Source organism: Nocardia sp. NPDC057440, assembly GCF_042802915.1.
Lineage (GTDB): Bacteria > Actinomycetota > Actinomycetes > Mycobacteriales > Mycobacteriaceae > Nocardia.
In genome coordinates this window covers 25,094-43,573 of record NZ_JBHVDF010000023.1, presented here as the reverse complement: position 1 = coordinate 43,573, position 18,480 = coordinate 25,094, and the positions used below count along the sequence as shown (strand labels likewise).

Below are 18,480 nucleotides of genomic sequence, written 5' to 3'. Positions count from 1 at the left end.
AGCCGGGTTGCCGCGGGCGGCGGCGGGTATCGACGAGGTGGCATCGTGAGTGAGCGAGCCAGGGGCGAGGTGGCGCGATGAGCGTGACCCGCCCGGAACCCGGCAAGCCGGGGCCCGCGATCGCGGGGACCCGCGCCGGACGTCAGTCCCGCATCATCGAACTGCTGCTCGCGCACGCGGTCCGCAGCCAGACCGAGCTCGCCGCGCTGTTGTCGGCCGAGGGCATCGAGACCACCCAGGCCACCCTGTCGCGCGATCTCGACGAGCTCGGCGCGGTCAAACTGCGCGCTGCCGACGGCGGCGCGGGCGTCTACGTGGTCCCCGAGGACGGCAGCCCCGTGCGCGGCGTCACCGGCGGCACCGACCGCCTCTCGAAGCTCCTCGGCGACTTGCTCGTCTCCACCGATGCCAGCGGCAATATCGCGGTCCTGCGCACCCCACCCGGCGCCGCCCACTACTTGGCCAGTGCCCTCGACCGCGCCGCCCTGCCCTACATTGTCGGCACCATCGCAGGCGACGACACCATCGCCGTCATCGCCCGCGAACCCTTCACCGGCGCCGAACTGGCCGCCAGGATAGAAGAACTCGCCTGACACCTCCGGGTTCGTCCGTGAGTGGCGCACGGTCGTGACGACACGCCGTGCACGCACGCCAGGGTCGGCACTCGCCCGCTGCCCGGCCGATCGGCCGAGGTATGCGCGGTCGGCTCGGCCGGCGGGGTATCGGCCGTCGGCCGGGCTGCCCCTTGCCCGGACAGCCGGGGTGATCAGGTCATCGACGAGGTCGACTCTGGCGCGGCCTATGTCCATCGAGTCGGCATTGCTCACCGCCTACCGGCACACCGAGGGACACCAGCCCAACGCGCGCATCGACATCAACCAGACAGCACGCCGTTGCCGGTCCGCGCGCCGCTTCCCACCCGCTGCGATCGTCGTGCTGCGGCAATGGCGTGCTATCTGGCAGGCTCGACTTGTCGCACACAGCTCGCGCGACGTGGAATACCCATTTCCGCCGGAAGCGGGCCCGACTCGACCCCGGTTGTGAATGAGCTTGCATAGTCGTGCATAATCATTTGTAGAACGGTGCAGGCTGCCGGGACAGGCCCGGCCCCCGACTGCGCGCCTGCCGAAGCAGGCACAAGACCACAGACAAGCACGAAATCCGAGGAGCACATAGACATGTCCGAGCGCGTCGTACTCGCCTACTCCGGTGGGCTGGACACCTCCGTCGCGATCAGCTGGATCGCCAAGGAGACCGGCGCCGAGGTGGTGGCAGTCGCCATCGACCTCGGCCAGGGCGGCGAGGACATGAACGTGGTGCGCCAGCGAGCACTGGACTGCGGCGCCGTGGAGGCGATCGTCGTCGACGCGCGCGACGAGTTCGCCGACGACTACTGCCTGCCGACCATCCAGGCCAACGCGCTCTACATGAGCCGCTACCCGCTGGTGTCGGCCATCAGCCGCCCGCTGATCGTCAAGCACCTCGTCGAGGCCGCCAAGTTCCACGGCGCGAGCACCGTGGCCCACGGCTGCACCGGAAAGGGCAACGACCAGGTGCGCTTCGAGGTCGGCATCGGCGCGCTCGCGCCCGACCTCAACGTCATCGCCCCGGTCCGGGACTACGCCTGGACCAGGGAGAAGGCCATCGCCTTCGCCGAGGAGAACTCGCTGCCGATCAACGTCACGAAGAAGTCGCCGTTCTCCATCGACCAGAACGTGTTCGGTCGCGCGGTGGAAACCGGCTTCCTCGAAGACCTCTGGAACGCGCCGACCAAGGACGTCTACGACTACACCGCCGACCCGACGGTGAACTTCGAGGCGCCGGACGAACTGATCGTCACCTTCGACAAGGGTGTCCCGGTCGCCATCGACGGCCGTCAGGTCACCGTGCTCGAGGCCATCGTCGAGCTGAACCTGCGCGCCGGACGGCAGGGCGTCGGCCGCCTGGACATGGTCGAAGACCGGCTCGTCGGCATCAAGAGCCGCGAGATCTACGAGGCGCCCGGCGCCATCGCCCTGATCACCGCGCACCAGGAGCTCGAGGCGGTCACCGTCGAGCGTGAGCTCGGCCGCTACAAGCGGCAGGTCGAGCAGCGCTGGAGCGAGCTGGTCTACGACGGCCTGTGGTTCTCCCCGCTCAAGCGCGCACTCGACGCTTTCGTCACCGAAACCCAGGAGCACGTCTCCGGCGACATCCGCATGGTGCTGCACGGTGGCTCCGTCGTGGTCAACGGCCGCCGCTCCGAGCAGTCGCTCTACGACTTCAACCTGGCCACCTACGACGAGGGCGACACCTTCGACCAGTCGCTGGCCAAGGGCTTCGTGCAGATCCACGGCCTGTCCTCGAAGGTCGCGGCGCGGCGCGATTTGAACCAGAAGTAAGCGGCCTCGGGGTCGGTGCGCATGCGCCGACCCCGAGGATCGCGTAGCCAGCGCATCCACCGATGATCGACTTCCGACCGTCAGGAGACAGCACACGATGACGCAGAGCGGCAGCACCAACGAAGGGGCGCTCTGGGGCGGGCGTTTCGCGTCCGGTCCGGCCGCGGCGATGGCCGCGCTCAGCAAGTCGACGCACTTCGACTGGGTGCTCGCCCCCTACGACATTCGCGCGTCGAAGGCGCACGCGCGGGTGCTGAACAAGGCCGGGCTGCTGTCGGAAGCCGATCTCGCCGCGATGCTCGACGGTCTGGATCGTCTTGCCGCCGATGTGGACTCCGGGGCCTACGGACCGGTGGAGTCCGACGAGGATGTGCACGGTGCGCTGGAGCGGGGACTGATCGAGCGGGTCGGTACCGAGCTCGGTGGCAGGCTGCGCGCGGGGCGGTCGCGAAACGACCAGGTGGCCACGCTGTTCCGGATGTGGCTGCGCGACGCGGTCCGCCGGGTCGCGGCCGGTCTGCTCGAGGTGGTCGACGCGCTTGTCGCCCAGGCGGCCGCACACCCCGACGCGGTGATGCCGGGCAAGACGCATCTGCAGGCCGCGCAGCCGGTGTTGCTCGCACATCATCTGCTCGCCCACGCCCATCCGCTGCTGCGCGATATCGACCGACTGCGTGACTTCGACAAGCGGGCGGCGGTGTCGCCCTACGGTTCCGGGGCGCTGGCAGGTTCTTCGCTCGGTCTGGACCCGGAGGCGATTGCCGCCGAACTGGATTTCGACGCGTCGGCGGCCAATTCGATCGACGCCACCGCTGCGCGCGACTTCGCGGCCGAGGCGGCGTTCGTGCTGGCCATGATCGGTGTCGACCTCAGCAGGATGGCCGAAGAGGTCATTATCTGGAGCACACCGGAATTCGGCTACATCACTCTCGCCGACGCCTGGTCCACCGGATCGTCGATCATGCCGCAGAAGAAGAACCCGGACGTCTCCGAACTCACCCGCGGCAAGGCGGGCCGCCTCATCGGCAACCTCACCGGCCTGCTCGCCACCCTCAAAGCGCAACCACTCGCCTACAACCGGGACCTGCAGGAGGACAAGGAGCCCCTGTTCGACTCGGTCGCCCAGCTGGAACTGCTGCTCCCCGCCATCGCCGGCCTCGTTTCGACGCTGACCTTCCACACCGAACGGATGGCCGAACTCGCCCCCGCCGGTTTCACACTCGCGACCGATATCGCCGAATGGCTTGTCCGCCAAGGCGTCCCGTTCCGCGTCGCGCACGAGGCGGCGGGTGGGTGCGTCCGCGCTGCCGAGGCGCGCGGCGTCGGGCTCGACGAGCTGACCGACGCGGAGTTCGCCGCCGTCGACGCGGCACTGACGCCGCGGGTCCGCGAAGTGCTGACAGTGCAGGGGTCGATCGCCTCGCGCAATGCTCGCGGCGGCACGGCAGGTGTCCAGGTCGCGAAGCAGATCGACGAAATCCGCGGCACGGCAGGGGAGCTGCGCGGCTGGCTGGCGTGACTGTCGGCGCCCCGGTTACCGCGCCTGCCGATGGTCGTCGCGGGCCTTGGCGGCGCGCGCTCCCGCGGCTCCACTCCCGGGTGGCCGCGGCCCGGGTTACGCTGCGCCGGTGACTCTGCTGCTGTTGGCGTTGGCCATTGCGTCCGAGGTGACCGCGACCGTTTCGCTGAAGATCTCCGACGGATTCAGCAAGCTCGTGCCCTCGATCATCGTTGTCATCGGTTACGGCGCAGCGTTCTATTTCCTGTCGCAGGCGCTGAAGCGAGGTATGGCGATCGGTGTCGCCTACGGGATCTGGTCAGCGGTCGGTGTCGCCGCGATCGCCGTCATCGGAGTGCTGTTCTTGGATGAGCGATTGACCGCGGTGCAGATCGGTGGCATCGGCCTGGTGATCCTCGGTGTGCTTGCGCTCGAGCTCGGCGGCGCACACTGATTCGGAAATCCGCCGGGAATTCACTGCGCACCACCGTGGACCCACCGAAATCGGCGGTCCGTGACCCGCGGCGGGTTGCTGAGCGCGAGTGGCGTTGCGCCCTCTGCATTTTCCCGAATACGTCCCGATCGGCACGGGACCGAACGTAACATCGGGCGATGGACTGGACGTTTGCTCAGCTGAGTCCACGCGGATGTACCCCATGACCTCGGGTGATGAGGGCGAGGTCATGGGAACACCGGGCGCTGCCACCGTGGTGCTGGAGGCTGCCGGGCTCGCCAAGCACTACGGCAGCGTGCAGGCATTGCGCGGTGCCGACTTTCAGGCCACAGCCGGCGAGGTCGTCGCACTCATCGGTGACAACGGTGCGGGCAAGTCGACTCTGGTGAAATGCCTTTCGGGAGCCGAGCAACCCGACGGCGGCACCATCCTGCTCGACGGCAGGCCGGTGCTGTTGCCTACGCCGACCGCCGCGCGGAAGCTCGGTGTGGAAACCGTGTATCAGGATTTGGCGGTGGCCCCCGACCTCGACCCCGCCGCGAACCTGTTCCTCGGCCGCGAACTGCTGCGGCGCGGGCTAGCGGGCAAGCTGGGCATGCTGGACAAGTCGGCCATGCGGAGCCGGGCGGTGGACCACTTTCGCAGGCTCGGCGTCACCCTGCAGAACACCGACGTGCCTATTGGGTCGCTGTCGGGTGGGCAGCGGCAGAGCGTGGCCGTGGCCAGGGCGGTGATGTGGGCGAGCAAGGTGGTGTTCATGGACGAGCCGACCGCGGCGCTGGGTGTTGTCCAGCGCGAGCGCGTGCTCGACGTCATCCGCCGGGTGCGTGACCAGGGCATCGCGGTCGTGCTCATCAGCCACAACATGCCCGAGGTACTGGCCGTCGCCGATCGCATCGAGGTGCTCCGGCTGGGTAGACGGGTGGCTCGCTTCACCGCGGCGGAGGTCACCTTGGAGCAGTTGGTCGGTGCGATGACCGGTGCACTGACGCCCGAGGAGACACCGTGAGACGCCGCGCAGTACTCCGAAAGCGAGGGGCCGCATGAGCGACGACGAAGCCGTCAGCGTCGATGGCAATGGCCGGGAACTGCCCGAACGCACTGCGCTGCAACGACTGCTCGGTGCGAGCACCGTGTGGATCGGCGTCGTGCTCGTCGGCTTGTGTGTGGCGTTCAGCGTGATTCGGCCCGATGCGTTTCCCACCCGTTTCACCTTGCAGACCCTGCTGATCGAAACGTCGGTGCTGCTGGTGCTTTCGGTCGGGATGACCTTCGTGATCATCACCTCCGGCATCGATCTTTCGGTCGGGATGGTGCTGATCTTCGCCGGGGTGCTCGGCGCCAAAACCATGGAATGGCTGAGCCCCGACGAGAACGCCACCGCGGCGGGCTGGGGCATCATCGGCCTCGGGTTCCTGATTTCCGTTGTCGGCGGCGGGATCTGGGGACTGCTGAACGGACTGCTCGTGGCCAAAGCCAAGATTCCGCCGTTGATCGTCACGCTCGGGTCGTTCGGCGCCGCACTCGGTGCGGCGCAGCTGATCACCGGCGGCGTCGACACCAGGACCGTGCCCGACAAGCTGCGTGACTCACTGGGGTTCGGCACCTCACTGGGCGGCGTGCCGAATCTGGTGCTGGTCGCCACCGTGGTCACCGTGCTCGCCGCCTGGGTGCTGCACACCACCAGGTTCGGCCGCTACACCTACGCGATCGGTTCCAACGAAGAGGCCGCGCGCCGCTCGGGGATCGCGGTCACCCGTCACCTCGTGCTGGTCTATCTGATGACGGGATCGCTCGCCGGGCTGGCGGGTTTCATGAACCTCGCCTACTTCGGCACCACCACCATCGGTGGACACGGCACCGACAATCTGGATGCCATCGCGGGTGTAGTGATCGGCGGGACAAGCCTTTTCGGCGGCGTCGGCACCGTTCTGGGCACGGTGATCGGGGTGTTCATTCCGTCGGTGTTGCGCAAGGGTTTCGTCATCGCTGGAGTACCGGTGTTCTGGCAGCCGATCGCGGTGAGCGCGGTTCTCGTCGGGGCGGTGTGGTTCGACCAGCTCCGCCGCCGGGCGCGGGACCGATAGAAGGCAGGCAGTCGACAACGCTGCGCGAGAAGAAAAAATGAGGCGGAGGTGGCCGGATGAGGGTGGCGAAGCGGACAGCGGTGCTGATCGGCGCGATAGTTGCGGCCGGCACGATGGTCGTGTCGTGTAGTGGCGAGGTGAGCAATTCCGGCGGGACGGATGCCAAGAAGCTGGTTCTCATTCCGGGCGTCGCCGACGAACCTTTCTATATCTCCATGCAGTGCGGAGCGCAGGACGAGGCGGCGAAGCTCGGTTACCAGTTGGATACCCAGGCGCCGACCAAGTTCGACGCCGGATCGCAGACGCCGGTGCTGACGGGGGTGATGGCCAACAAACCCGGCGGCATCCTGATCGCGCCGACACACGCGACGGCCATGGCGAATCCGATCGAGCAGGCCAAGAACGCGGGCATCAAGATCGTCGAGGTGGACACCGCACTCGACGACACATCCGTTGCGCTGTCGTCGATTTCGTCCGACAACAAGAAGGGCGGCGAACTCGCGGCCGCCACCCTGGCGAAGCTGGTCGGGGAGAAGGGGCCGGTGCTGGTGATCAACACCAAGGCGGGCACCTCTACCACCGACGCACGCGCCCAGGGCTTCGAGGCGGCGCTGCGGAACTATCCCGGCATGACCTCACTCGGCGTGCAGTACAACAACAACGAGGCTGCCCAGGCCGCCTCGATCGTGACCGCCACGCTTGCCGCCCACCCGGACCTTGCCGGAGTATTCGCGACGAACCTGAGCTCGGCCGAGGGCGCGGCAACCGGTCTGCGTAACGCGAACAAGCTCGGCCAGGTCAAACTGGTCGGCTTCGACGCGAGCCCCAAACAGGTCGAGGACCTGAAGGCGGGCACCGTGCAGGCGCTGATCGCCCAAGATCCGGGTGGCATCGGAGCCAAGGGTGTGGACCAAGCCGTCGCTGCGCTGGAGGGCAAGCCGGTCACCAGGAACATCCAGACCGACATGGTCGCGATCACCCAGGCGGATATGGACGCCAACGCGAAGTACTTCTACAAGAGGAAGTGCTGAGCGGTCGACGAGCGGGAGGTGCCGACCGTGCCGGGTGTCGGCACGCTTCCCTTAATCTTCCACGCGGACGACGTATCCGGACTCGGCCAGTGCCTCGAGGACGTCATTGCGGTGGTTCGGTCCACGAGTCTCGAGCGTCAGCGATACCTCCACCTCGCCCAGGGCCAGCCAGGTGCCGGTGCGCGAGTGCGCCACGTCGACCACGCTCGCTCCCGTCTTGCCGACCACGCCGAGCAGGCTGCTGAGTCCACCGGGACGATCCACGATCGTCACTCGCACCGCAAGGTAGCGACCCGCGGCGCTCAAGCCGTGGCCGATCAGCCGGGTCAAGAGCAGCGGGTCGATATTGCCGCCGGACAGGATCGCGCAGACCGGTCCGCGCAGTCCGAGTTCCGCCACCGGGTAACTCATCAACGCCGCGACCGCAGCGGCGCCGGCCGGCTCGACGATCAGTTTCCCTCGCTCCAGACACAACAGCAGCGCCTTGGACAGCGCGTCCTCATCGACGGTCAGCATGGTCGTCACGTATTCGGCAACATGCGCGAACGGCACCGCACCCGGTAGCCCGACCGCGATGCCGTCGGCCATCGTCGACATCCGCCCGGCCCGGACCGGCTTGCCTGCCGCCAGCGAATCGGGCCAGGCGGCCGCCTCGGCGGCCTGCACGCCGATCACCCGCACCTGCGGGGCGAGATGGTGCAGCGCGACCGCGACACCGGCAAGCAGCCCGCCACCACCGGTGGGCACGAGCACCGTCCCGACCTCAGGCAATTGATCCAGGATCTCCAGCCCCACCGTGGCCTGCCCGGCCACGATGTCGGGGTGGTCGAACGGATGGATCAACGTCGCCCCGCTGCGCTCCGCGAAGTCGAGCGCCGCGTCGAGCGCGTCATCGACGGTCTCGCCCACCTGCAGCACCCGTGCGCCATAGGCCTTGGTGGCCGCCAGTTTCGGCAGCGAGGCACCCACCGGCATGAACACCGTCGACTGGATTCCGAGTGTCGTCGCCGCCCAGGCCACTCCTTGCGCGTGATTGCCCGCGCTCGCAGCGACCACTCCATCGGCCCGCTCATCGAGGCTCAAATTCGCGATCCTGTTGTAGGCGCCGCGCGGCTTGAACGACCCTGTCCGCTGCAAGTTCTCACATTTGAGCCACACCTCGGTCTCGGATCGCTCCGACAATGCCCGCGACGCCACCACCGGCGTCCGCCGGATCACCGGCGCAAGTAGCGCCGCAGCCGCCTTGATTCGATCCAGCCCAAGCAACTCCATGTCGCCATGCTGCCAGGTCGCACCTCGACCGGCAGCAACTTGTCTCGGCTTTCCCGTCCGTCGCGGAGTCGGGGACGGAATGCCACATCGTAGGGGCGCTTCTCACGCAGCCTTGGCGAGGTTATGGGCGATGGCGCCGAGGCGGGCGAGGCGGGCGTCGCCGAGCGGGGTGAGCTTCCCGCCGAGGCGGTTGGTGACGAAGCCGAGGGACATGCCGGTGGCGGGATCGGCGAAGGCCCCCGAACCGCCGAGGCCGAAATGACCGAAGGCGGAGACCGGTTCGGCTTTGGAGGGCTTCATCGGGACGCCGTGGTAACCGAGGGCCCATGGGATGCGGAAGGCGAGGACATAGTCGGGGGTGAAGACTTGGCGTCGGGCGATGAGCTCGATAGTTTCGGGTCGCAGTAGCTGGAAGCCGTCGAGGCGGCCGCCGTTGGCGAGCGCGCCGTACACGCGGGCCAGTGCGCGCGCGGAGAAGACACCGTTGACGCCGGGCATGACCGAATCGTGCAGGCGTGGATCGGACACCAGGTCGGCGAAACCCTGCGGCGTGGTGTCGGCGGCCGCGGCGAACCTGGTCCTCGACATGAGCCGGGCGCCGTTGTCCCAGTTCAGGCCGGCGACGGTCAGCCGGGGAAAGTTGGTGGCGATCCTGCCGCGTTCGGATTCCGGCACGCGGAACCAGAGATCCGCTGCGGCAAGCGGTTCCGCGATTTCGGTGCGCAGCGCATCGGTGAACGTCGCACCGCTGATCCGGCGTACCAGCTCGGCGACCAAGTGGCCGAAGGTGATTCCGTGATAGCCGCTGGTCACCAGGTGTCGTGGATCGGGGGTCGCGGCGGCGAGCGCCGCGGTCACCGTGGCGTCGTCCAGGAAGCGGTCCACCGGACCGGGCAGCAGCCCGCGCAACCGGTGCAGCCCGGCCCGGTGGGTCAGCAACGCGCGCACGGTGATGAGTTCCTTTCCCGCGGCGGCGAATTCGGGCCAGTAGGTGGCGACGGGCTGGTCGTAGTCGAGTAGGCCGCGCTCGGCAAGCCGGTGCAGCAGGGTCGAGGGCGACACCTTTGCCGGTGGAGTACGCCATGGCCACCGAGTCGTGCGCCCACGGCACCCCCGGGTGCGCGAAGCCGGCCCAGACATCGACCACCGGTTCGCCGCGCAGGTACACCACAAGGGATCCGCCACCATCGGAGGGCCGCCGGAACAACCGGTCGAATTCGGCGACCAGACTCACGAAGCGCCGATCGACGGTTTGCGTTGTCGGAAGAGTCGTCATCGAGTAATCCTTGCCGTTCGGGATCCATACAGCGTATGGCAGGTCGAATTCCCGCTCGGGCGGCCGTGACCGTCTGAGCGTGCATTTTCCTGACCGTCACATCAGGGACCGAAAACGCAATACGGCTCACCTACGGTGGTCGACATGCCTCCACGGAGACGTTCGGCGCTGCTCGCGAGGTTGGTTGTCGACGAACCGGGCAGGCCACAGATCATTCTCGGCGAACTGCGCCGGGTGATCCTCGACGGGGCCGTGCCACCGTGCACGGTGATCCCGCTGCGTGAGGTCGCCGAATTGTTCGGGGTCAGCCACATCCCGGTCCGCGAAGCGCTCAAGACGCTGCTGGGGGAGGGCCTTGTCACCCATCAACCGCACGGCGGCTACACGGTGGCTCAGCTCACCGCGAACGAGCTGCGGGAGATGTATATCGTGCGCGAGACCCTGGAGACGGCATCGCTCGCGGCGGCGGCGATGAACGCATCGGACGCCGATCGCGCGGACCTGATAGGGGTGAACGTCCTTCTGGAGCAAGCGATCCGGGACGACGACCCGGTCGCCTATCATCGGCAGTCCCGGCTTTTCCATATCGCACTGACCCGGCCGTCACGCATGTTCCGTTTGCTGCACATGCTCGAGTCGGCGTGGAATGTCACCGAACCGGTGCAGTCGATGGTGCACATCGGCCGCGCCGACCGGGTCCGCCTGCACACCGACCACGCGCTGATGATGGACGCTTTCCTGGCCCGTGACGTCGATCGCTTGCTGCTCATCGCCGAACGTCATCACCGCAGGCTGGAGACGGTTATCGCGACCCTGCCCACCGATACCGGGCTGCTGGCGCCGGAAGATATATCTGCCGCGCAATAGCCGGGCAACAACCGTGCAATGGGTGGGCAATGCACGGTTCCTACCGTCGGTCGGGATCGCAGTTTCACCCTCGGACGGGAAACACCATGACCGAAATGCTCACCACCGCGGTGCCCGTGCCACCGCAGACGGCCGCGCCTGCCGCACCCGCCTACGATCCGCGACTGACCAACGAGGATCTCGCGCCGCTGCGCAAGCAGAGCTGGGGCTCCTACAACATCTTCGCGTTCTGGATGTCGGACGTGCACAGCGTCGGCGGCTACGTCACCGCGGGTAGCCTGTTCGCGCTCGGTCTGGCCAGCTGGCAGGTGCTCGCGGCGTTGCTGATCGGCATCACCATCGTCTACTTCTTCTGCAATCTGGTCGCCAAGCCGAGCCAGGTGACGGGCGTGCCCTATCCGGTGATGTGCCGCAGCGCTTTCGGAGTGCGCGGGGCGAATATCCCCGCCATCATCCGCGGCTTGATCGCGGTGGCCTGGTACGGCATCCAGACCTTCCTTGCCTCTGCGGCGCTGGATGTTGTTCTGGTGAAACTCTTTCCGTGGCTCGCGCCCTATGCGGTCGCCGGCGACTACGGCTTCCTCGGGCTTTCGCTGCTCGGCTGGGGCAGCTACCTGCTGCTGTGGGTGGTGCAGGCGTGCGTGTTCTGGCGCGGCATGGAGTCCATCCGCAGATTCATCGACTTCTGCGGTCCCGCTGTGTATGTCGTGATGTTCGCGCTGTGCGGCTACCTCATCGCCAAGGCGGGCTGGAGCGCCGTCGACCTGAAGCTCGGCGAAGTGAAGTACACCGGCTCGGCCTCGGTGCCGGTGATGCTGGGCGCTATCGCGCTGGTGGTGTCCTACTTCTCCGGTCCGATGCTCAACTTCGGCGACTTCTCCCGTTACGGAAAGTCTTTCGCGGCCGTGCGACGCGGCAACCTACTCGGCCTCCCGGTCAACTTCCTGCTGTTCTCGCTGCTCGTAGTCATCACCGCATCGCTGACGGTTCCGGTCTACGGCGAACTGATCACCGATCCGGTCGCGACCGTCGCGCGCATCGACAGCACCTTCGCGATCGTGCTCGGTGCGCTGACCTTCACCATCGCCACCATCGGCATCAATATCGTCGCCAACTTCATCTCACCGGCGTTCGACTTCTCCCATGTCAGCCCGCAGCGGATCAGCTGGCGGGCGGGCGGCATGATCGCCGCGGTCGGGTCGATCCTCATCACGCCGTGGAACCTCTACAACAACCCCGAAGTCATCCACTACACCCTCGAGGTGCTCGGCGCCTTCATCGGCCCACTGTTCGGTGTGCTCATCGCCGACTACTACCTGGTGCGCAAACAGAAGGTGATCATCGACGATCTGTTCACCATGTCGAAGACCGGAACCTACTGGTACAGAAAGGGATACAACCCCGCCGCGATCATCGCGACGGCCGTCGGCGCCGTCGTCGCGGTGGTACCGGTGCTCGCCAAGGATGTCACCGGCATGTACACCGCAGCGCAGTACAGCTGGTTCATCGGCTGTGGCATCGGTTTCGCGGTCTATTGCCTGCTGGCCACCCGGACCAGGTCGGCAGTGCAGGGAGTTCCTGCCTGATGCGTATCCGGGTCCTCAACCCGAACACCACCCGGGCGATGACCGAGACGATCGAGCAGTCTGCCAAGGCCGTCGCAGGCCCCGGCATCCTGCTCGACGCGGTCACCTCCGAGATGGGACCCGCCTCGATCGAAAGTCACTACGACGAAGCCCTCAGCATCCCGGGTCTGCTCGCCGCGATCCACCGCGGCGAGCAGGAGGGCATAGACGGATACGTGATCGCGTGTTTCGGCGACCCCGGCCTCGATGCCGCCCGGGAACTGGCGGGCGGCCCGGTGATCGGCATCGCGGAGGCGGCGATGCACGCGGCCAGCCATCTCGGCCGCGGGTTCAGTGTCGTCACCACGTTGAGCCGAACCATCGGTCGCGCGGAAGAACTGGCGCAGCGTTATGGCATGCGGCGTTTCTGCCGAGGCGTGCACGCCTGCGAGTTACCGGTGCTTGCGTTGGAGACGGATCCGGACGCGCGCAAAATCGTCACCGAGACGTGCCAGGAAGCCGTGGAAACCGATGGTTCCGATGCGATCGTGCTCGGCTGCGCGGGAATGGCAGACCTGTGCGAGCATATTCGCGACGAAATCGGCCTGCCAGTGATCGACGGTGTGGCCGCCGCGACCTTGACCGTGCAGTCGTTGCTCACTCTCGGTGTGCGCAAGTCGGGACGGGGAGAGTTCGCCACGCCGCCGACCAAGCGCTACTCCGGGCTGCTGAGCTCCTTCGGGGCCTGATCAGGCCGCGACAGCGGAGGTCAGCGCATGCAGTGCGGCATCGGGGTCGTCGACATCGACGACCACTCGGGTGAAGTCGGCGCCGGTCAGCTCGATTCGGATGGCCCGCCCTTTGAACTTGGTGTCCCAGAATTCTTTTCGATGCCTGCCGCGGTAGGTGCCTGCCGCGATCACCCCGGGGAAGAACGTTCCCGGCGCGCGCACCCACGGCGGCCGCAGGTCGACCTCGGCAGTGGTGACCTCGGTGATGTCCGAGAGATCGAAGGTCAGCTGCTCGCGCAATGCCAGCAGCCGGTGCCCGCCGAGAACGTGGACCGTCACCGTGGTATCCGTGACTTCGACTTCGACCATCGTGCACCTCACTGATTGCCAAGAGCTCGTACTCAGGCAAGCATCGGAGGCGCGCCTGGCCAAAGCCTGTGCCGTTCCTGTGAGTTCTCGAAGGTTTTGTGCGGTGTGACAAACATCGCAGTACACCCATGAGCCTACCCGGATATGCGCATCCAACAATGTCGCGACTGCGGCCGAGCGAGGCATCGCCGAGTGCGCCGGACCAGGACCGCAGGGATGGTGCGGGATTCTCTCCCCGCTCGTGGTCGACTCCGTTGCTGCGCGATGCCCCGCCACAGGGACCGATCACCATCGAGATCACCTGGTCGAACGGTGAAAGGGACACCTGTGGGGCAATGGCCGATGACGATGGCTCAGCCGGTGGTCGGCCTCCTGGAGATGGTCGGCTACCTCGGTCGAGGCGGCCGGGCCCGGATCACCGACGACGACGGTCGGTGACTGCCTCGGGCCCGGCCTGAGCACCGGCATCGGACGGGTTGCGCGGGACTACGTTCCCGTGCGGCGGTGTGCCTTCTCGGCGATGTCCAGCACGCCCGCCAGCCACGGGGTGTAGTTCTGCGGTTCGTCGGCCAGCGCGTCACGCAGCGCGTCGGGCTGGAGCCATGCGTAATCGGCGACCTCGGCGGGATCGGGGCGCGGTGCGCCCGCGTCGAGGCGGCCGATGAGCACGTGGTCCCATTCGTGTTCGACGCGGCCGGTAGCCGGATCTTGCGCCTGGTACCGGTAGACGCCGACCTCGGTGAGGTCGGCGGCCAGGCCGAGCTCCTCGGCGAGGCGCACAGCGGCGGCGGCGGCCACCGGCTCGCCGGGTGCCGGGTGGCCGCAACAGGTGTTGGCCCACAGCAGCGGGAACCGGGTCTTCACCGCGGCACGCTGCTGCAACAGCACCCGTCCCCCGTCGTCGAACAGCAGGACCGAGAACGCGCGGTGCAGCAGGCCCGGCGCCTGATGGGCCTGCCCGACCGGGCACGCGCCGACCGCGTGGCCTGCCTCGTCGACGAGTTCGACGGGCAGCGCCTCGCGGTCGGTCCACGGCTGGGAGAGCGTCTCGGTCACCTCCCCACCTTATCGACGGCGATCATGAGGTACTGGAAACTGCCCTCCCTGTAGGCGGTGAGGAAGGGCTTCTCCACACCGGTCGCCAGCTCGGACTTGCTGCGCAGCTCCCAGTAGGGGATGGTCGCCGGGGTCAGGTCGACCACGTCGATCGGCACCAGGTTGTTCTCGGCCATCGCCCGAAAGTACTCACTGCGCGGATGGATCATGCATCCGTAGTGGGCGTCGATCCAGCTGACCGACGAGGACCGCCCGCCCGTCACATCGTTGGAGCAGCCGGTGATGCAGACATAGCGTCCGCCCGGCTCCAGCAGTCGCGAGAACTCGCGGAACAGCTCGAAAAGGTCGACGTACATGGTGGTTTCGTTGGTCCACATGCCGCGCATCACGCCGGCGTCGAAACCGGTGTCGAGCATATTGCGGAAGTGGAAGCGCACCTTGTCCGCGACGCCGCGATGCGCGGCCTGGTCGTTGGCGAAGCCGACCTGGTATTCGGAGATGGTGACGCCGTCGACCTGGCAGCCGAACCGCTGATTGGCCATGAAGCTGGTGCCGCCGCGCCCGGATCCGCCGTCCATCAGCCGATCGCCGGGCCGGATGTCGCCGAGATGGTCGAGCAGGAAGTCGGCCTGTGCGGTCTCGAGCCGGTGCAGTTCCTTGACGATCCGCTCCTCGCGGGTTTCCTCCGGTCCTGTCAGCACGGACAAATCGGGGTCACCGATGCCGTAGTGGTGGTGGAAGAGCCCGTCCACCTCGCCGAGCTTGGTATTGACCCGGTCGTCGTTGGGATTGTTGTTCCAGTACTCGGCGACAGACTTCTGATAGTGGGTACGGAGCACGGCGCCGGTATCGGGGTTGAGCATGGTCATCTCGGATCATCCTCTCGCTGTACTGCTTGATGTTGTCGCGATTACTGGTGGGACGCATCGTTGTAGCGCTTGCTGTCGGCATGCCAGGCGCGGTTGCCGCCCATCCATGCCCACAGGCCGCCGAGGAATCGGCGTAATTCGGCCGAGCCGACGGCGGCGAGTGCGCCCGCCTCGTGCTCGAACCGGTGCACGAGCTCGTCGTGGACTTCGGCCGTGCGTAGCACCGCTTCCCGGCGTGAGCATTTCTCCTCGGCGGCGAGCACGGTCGGGAGGTTGAATTCCCTTCCGCCCGAAAGATCCTCGCGTGCCATCGAATACAGGTCGTTCACCATCTGACTGGCCAGCGCGGCCGTGGTGACGACTCGGCGCACCCGCGGATCGGTGTATTCGGCGGCTTGGAGTTCGTAGCCGCCGACCGCATCGATCGGCGCCATACACGGCAGGAAACTGTGCGGCTGCCGGTTGGTGAGGTACTCCCACACCGGTGGCATCCGGTTCGATGCGCGCCAACCCGCTTCCGCCGCCAGTGCGATGAACCAGCCCGCGATCTCCGTGCGCAAGCGGGCGAGCTGCGCCGGTGTCGTGTAGTGAGACAGGTGCTCGAACGACGTGCGGAATGCGCGCAGGATCGGATCGGCCTGCAGCGCCTGCTCGAGCCGGGGCGCATAGCGTGCCGGTAGATGCACGGGATCCATTGCGGCGGCGGCGAGTTCGAGCTTCGGCCCCAGTTCGGTCGCGGCATTCGACGGGGTGCCGTCCGGTGCCGTGTCGTCTGCTCCCTCCTCGCAGTAGTAGTCGTCGACCGACCATTCGGAAACCGCGCATTTGGCGGCGGCGAGCAGTCGGTCGGGGTCATCGCTGTCGGGATGGGCGAGCATGATCAGCCGGCCGAAGTCGGCGTCGCGCAGCTCGTCCAGCCGTCCCGCGTAGAGGCCGATCTCCTTCGCCCACTGGATGAGTCCGTCGTTGACCAGTGCGGCGAGGGCCGGATCGTCACGGACCGGAGGTGGGCAGTACAGCGGCGGAATCGCCGATCCGGTGCCGCTCAGATGTGCCGATATTGTTCCTGATCCACTGGGTCCCACCGGTATTCGTGACTTGGTCGATCCCGTCGGCGCGACCCCCTGCGCCACGCCGACGGGAATCGAGGCGGCAGGGGACACCACGCGCGGTGGTTCGACACCGGCCGAAGGAACGGCCGGTGCGCGCACGGTGTCCGGTGTCGCCGGCTCGGGTGGGGTCCGGGGCGGCGGGTCGGGATCGGGGGCATCCGGACCGGGTCGGTTCGGCTCGAGCAGCAGCGCCGCCGCGCCGAGGCCGCTCGGGCCGAGCAGTCGCATCGGGCTCGGTCTCGCACGCTCGGGCGGCTGCGAGACGGAACGCGAATCATGTTCCGGCACTGTGGGTTCCGCCGACGCGCCGATACCCTCGAGTGGCAGCGTCGCCGGGGCGGTGTTATCGAGATTCGACAGCAGCGCGGCGACGGCAGCGGCCAGATCGTGCGTGGCAGCGGGCGCGCAGGCGCGAGAGAGCACCGACATCGCTCATCACCCCGGTCAGTCGGCCTGCCGGGCAACCAGGACATTGTCGAGCACACCCAGTGCGTCCGGCACCAGCACGGCCGCCGAGTAGTAACAGCTGACCAGGTAGGAGATGATCGACTGATCGTCGATGCCCTTGAATCGGACGTTGAGGCTCGGCTCGTACTCGTCGGGAATGTTGGTCTGGTGCAGGCCGATGACGCCCTGGTCCTTCTCGCCGGTGCGCATGGCGAGAATCGACGTGGTCTGGGTGCCGCTGACCGGGATCTTGCCGCACGGGAAGATCGGCACCCCGCGCCAGGCCGGAACGCGATGACCATCCACCTCGACCGGATCGGGATACAGTCCGCGCTTACTGCATTCGCGGCCGAAGGCGGCGATAGCTTTCGGGTGTGCCAGAAAGAGTTTCGTGCTGCGGCGCATGCTGAGCAGCTCGTCCATATCGTCGGGCGTCGGCGGGCCCGATTCGGTGTAGATCCGTTGCTTCAGATCGCAGTTGTGCAGCAGGCCGAAGTCCGGGTTGTTGACGAGGTCGTCTTCCCGGCGTTCGTAGAGCGCCTCGATGGTCAGCCGCAGCTGTTGTTCGACCTGGTTCATCGGATCGTTGAACAGATCCGCGACGCGGGTGTGCACCCGCAGCACGCTCTGCGCGAGACTCAACTCGTATTCGCGCGGGGAGGCGTCGTAGTCGACGAAGGTGCCGTCGAGCAAGGGTTCTCCGGAATGGCCCGAGGAGATCAGAATGCTGGCCTCGCCCTTGGAGTTCTGTGGCTGGGCGGGTGCTGTCGCGACGCGGGACAATTGCTCGCGCAAGGCCGGTGTGTATTCCAGTATTTCGTCCAGCGTTTGCCGCGGCAGGACCAACATCGTCGTCCTTGTCACGGTTTTGACGGTGACCGGCCAAATCGCGGACGGATTGGTGAGTGTTTCATCGCCGTAGAAATCGCCGCCCGCCAGCATTCCCAGCATGGTCGGCTCGCCATATTCTCCCGTGCCGATCTTGCTGAGTTTTCCGTGCACGATCAGCAGGACCTGATTCATCGGATTGCCGAATTCCGCTACGACAGTGCCCGGTTCGAGATCGCGCTGTTCGAATCGCTGCGCGAGCGTGCGCAGTATTTCCTCGTCGTCGAAGTCCCGCAATTGCGGAAGTTCCTGGAGTTCCAGCGGAATCACCCTGGCCTGCGAACCGTCGACGACGAATTCGACCTCGCCGTTGCCGACGGTGTGGGTGAGTCGCCGGTTGACGCGGTAGGTACCGCTGCTGACCTGCGTCCATGGCAGCATGCGGGTGAGCCAGCGGGAGCTGATGCCCTGCATTTGCGGCTCGGATTTGGTGGTGGTCGCGAGCGGGCGTGCCGCGGCGGTGCTGAGACTCTTGCGTACGTGATTATCTGTTTGGACCGGCATTTCGATGGTCATGCGTTGTCCTCACCTCGAGACGGTCACCGTGACGGTCGACGGTGGTGGTGGCGCTTCGATT

17 protein-coding genes and 1 pseudogene are annotated in these 18,480 nt (G+C 66.9%); 11 read left to right on the top strand and 7 right to left on the bottom strand.

Translation table 11 applies throughout. The features are described 5' to 3' along the window. Nucleotides 1–77: 77 nt before the first annotated feature. The 8 genes from ACFU4Z_RS32905 to ACFU4Z_RS32870 all read left to right on the top strand — a co-directional run bounded on the left by ACFU4Z_RS32905 (nt 78) and on the right by ACFU4Z_RS32870 (nt 7,451). Nucleotides 78–593 carry an arginine repressor gene (locus tag ACFU4Z_RS32905; protein WP_379071130.1) on the top strand — a complete coding sequence of 172 codons (516 nt, stop codon included), beginning with the start codon at nt 78–80 and terminating at the stop codon, nt 591–593. A gap of 208 nt (nt 594–801) precedes the next feature. Then, nucleotides 802–1,044: a hypothetical protein gene (locus ACFU4Z_RS32900; protein ID WP_379071306.1), complete on the top strand. Its 243-nt coding sequence runs from the start codon at nt 802–804 to the stop codon at nt 1,042–1,044. 134 nt (nt 1,045–1,178) lie between these two features. Next, a complete protein-coding gene (locus tag ACFU4Z_RS32895) occupies nt 1,179–2,381 on the top strand; it encodes an argininosuccinate synthase (protein ID WP_328411817.1) in 1,203 nt (400 codons plus the stop codon). 97 nt (nt 2,382–2,478) lie between these two features. Continuing rightward, complete coding sequence (argH, locus tag ACFU4Z_RS32890; RefSeq protein WP_379071126.1) at nt 2,479–3,900, top strand: argininosuccinate lyase; 1,422 nt, start codon at nt 2,479–2,481, stop codon at nt 3,898–3,900. 109 nt (nt 3,901–4,009) lie between these two features. After that, nucleotides 4,010–4,333 (top strand): DMT family transporter, encoded by a 324-nt coding sequence (locus tag ACFU4Z_RS32885; protein ID WP_379071123.1) that lies wholly within the window; start codon nt 4,010–4,012, stop codon nt 4,331–4,333. Nucleotides 4,334–4,562: 229 nt separating this feature from the next. Further along, entirely contained in the window at nt 4,563–5,342 is a 780-nt protein-coding gene (locus ACFU4Z_RS32880) for an ATP-binding cassette domain-containing protein (RefSeq protein WP_379071278.1), read from the top strand. A gap of 34 nt (nt 5,343–5,376) precedes the next feature. Then, nucleotides 5,377–6,420, top strand: a complete 1,044-nt coding sequence (locus tag ACFU4Z_RS32875) for an ABC transporter permease (protein ID WP_379071120.1) — start codon at nt 5,377–5,379, stop codon at nt 6,418–6,420. 56 nt (nt 6,421–6,476) lie between these two features. Further along, nucleotides 6,477–7,451: an ABC transporter substrate-binding protein gene (locus ACFU4Z_RS32870; protein WP_379071117.1), complete on the top strand. Its 975-nt coding sequence runs from the start codon at nt 6,477–6,479 to the stop codon at nt 7,449–7,451. A gap of 51 nt (nt 7,452–7,502) precedes the next feature. Here the strand turns inward: ACFU4Z_RS32870 and ilvA are convergent, their stop codons facing one another. Continuing rightward, the gene (gene ilvA, locus ACFU4Z_RS32865; protein ID WP_379071114.1) at nt 7,503–8,723 is read right to left on the bottom strand and encodes a threonine ammonia-lyase; all 1,221 of its coding nucleotides are present in this window, start codon (nt 8,721–8,723) and stop codon (nt 7,503–7,505) included. Nucleotides 8,724–8,825: 102 nt separating this feature from the next. Then, nucleotides 8,826–9,999: pseudogene (locus tag ACFU4Z_RS32860) on the bottom strand (serine hydrolase domain-containing protein). Between the two features lie 144 nt (nt 10,000–10,143). Here ACFU4Z_RS32860 and ACFU4Z_RS32855 point away from each other — a divergent pair. The 3 genes from ACFU4Z_RS32855 to ACFU4Z_RS32845 all read left to right on the top strand — a co-directional run bounded on the left by ACFU4Z_RS32855 (nt 10,144) and on the right by ACFU4Z_RS32845 (nt 13,180). Continuing rightward, nucleotides 10,144–10,866 (top strand): GntR family transcriptional regulator, encoded by a 723-nt coding sequence (locus tag ACFU4Z_RS32855; RefSeq protein ID WP_379071111.1) that lies wholly within the window; start codon nt 10,144–10,146, stop codon nt 10,864–10,866. 86 nt (nt 10,867–10,952) lie between these two features. Then, the gene (locus tag ACFU4Z_RS32850; RefSeq protein WP_379071108.1) at nt 10,953–12,452 is read left to right on the top strand and encodes an NCS1 family nucleobase:cation symporter-1; all 1,500 of its coding nucleotides are present in this window, start codon (nt 10,953–10,955) and stop codon (nt 12,450–12,452) included. Continuing rightward, entirely contained in the window at nt 12,452–13,180 is a 729-nt protein-coding gene (locus tag ACFU4Z_RS32845; protein ID WP_379071105.1) for an aspartate/glutamate racemase family protein, read from the top strand. The genes ACFU4Z_RS32850 and ACFU4Z_RS32845 overlap by 1 nt, the downstream gene beginning before the upstream one ends. On the opposite strand, the gene ACFU4Z_RS32840 is transcribed toward ACFU4Z_RS32845, so the two are convergent. From ACFU4Z_RS32840 to ACFU4Z_RS32820, 5 genes are all read right to left on the bottom strand, one after another. Next, nucleotides 13,181–13,531 carry a hypothetical protein gene (locus tag ACFU4Z_RS32840; protein WP_379071102.1) on the bottom strand — a complete coding sequence of 117 codons (351 nt, stop codon included), beginning with the start codon at nt 13,529–13,531 and terminating at the stop codon, nt 13,181–13,183. 486 nt (nt 13,532–14,017) lie between these two features. Beyond that, on the bottom strand, nt 14,018–14,587 hold the full coding sequence (idi, locus tag ACFU4Z_RS32835) for an isopentenyl-diphosphate Delta-isomerase (protein WP_379071099.1): 570 nt from the start codon (nt 14,585–14,587) through the stop codon (nt 14,018–14,020). Continuing rightward, nucleotides 14,584–15,456: a geranyl diphosphate 2-C-methyltransferase gene (locus ACFU4Z_RS32830; RefSeq protein WP_379071096.1), complete on the bottom strand. Its 873-nt coding sequence runs from the start codon at nt 15,454–15,456 to the stop codon at nt 14,584–14,586. The genes idi and ACFU4Z_RS32830 overlap by 4 nt, the downstream gene beginning before the upstream one ends. Before the next feature lie 41 nt (nt 15,457–15,497). Beyond that, on the bottom strand, nt 15,498–16,997 hold the full coding sequence (locus ACFU4Z_RS32825) for a family 2 encapsulin nanocompartment cargo protein terpene cyclase (protein ID WP_379071093.1): 1,500 nt from the start codon (nt 16,995–16,997) through the stop codon (nt 15,498–15,500). A 15-nt stretch (nt 16,998–17,012) separates the two neighbouring features. Beyond that, complete coding sequence (locus ACFU4Z_RS32820; RefSeq protein WP_379071089.1) at nt 17,013–18,419, bottom strand: family 2B encapsulin nanocompartment shell protein; 1,407 nt, start codon at nt 18,417–18,419, stop codon at nt 17,013–17,015. Nucleotides 18,420–18,480 lie beyond the last annotated feature (61 nt).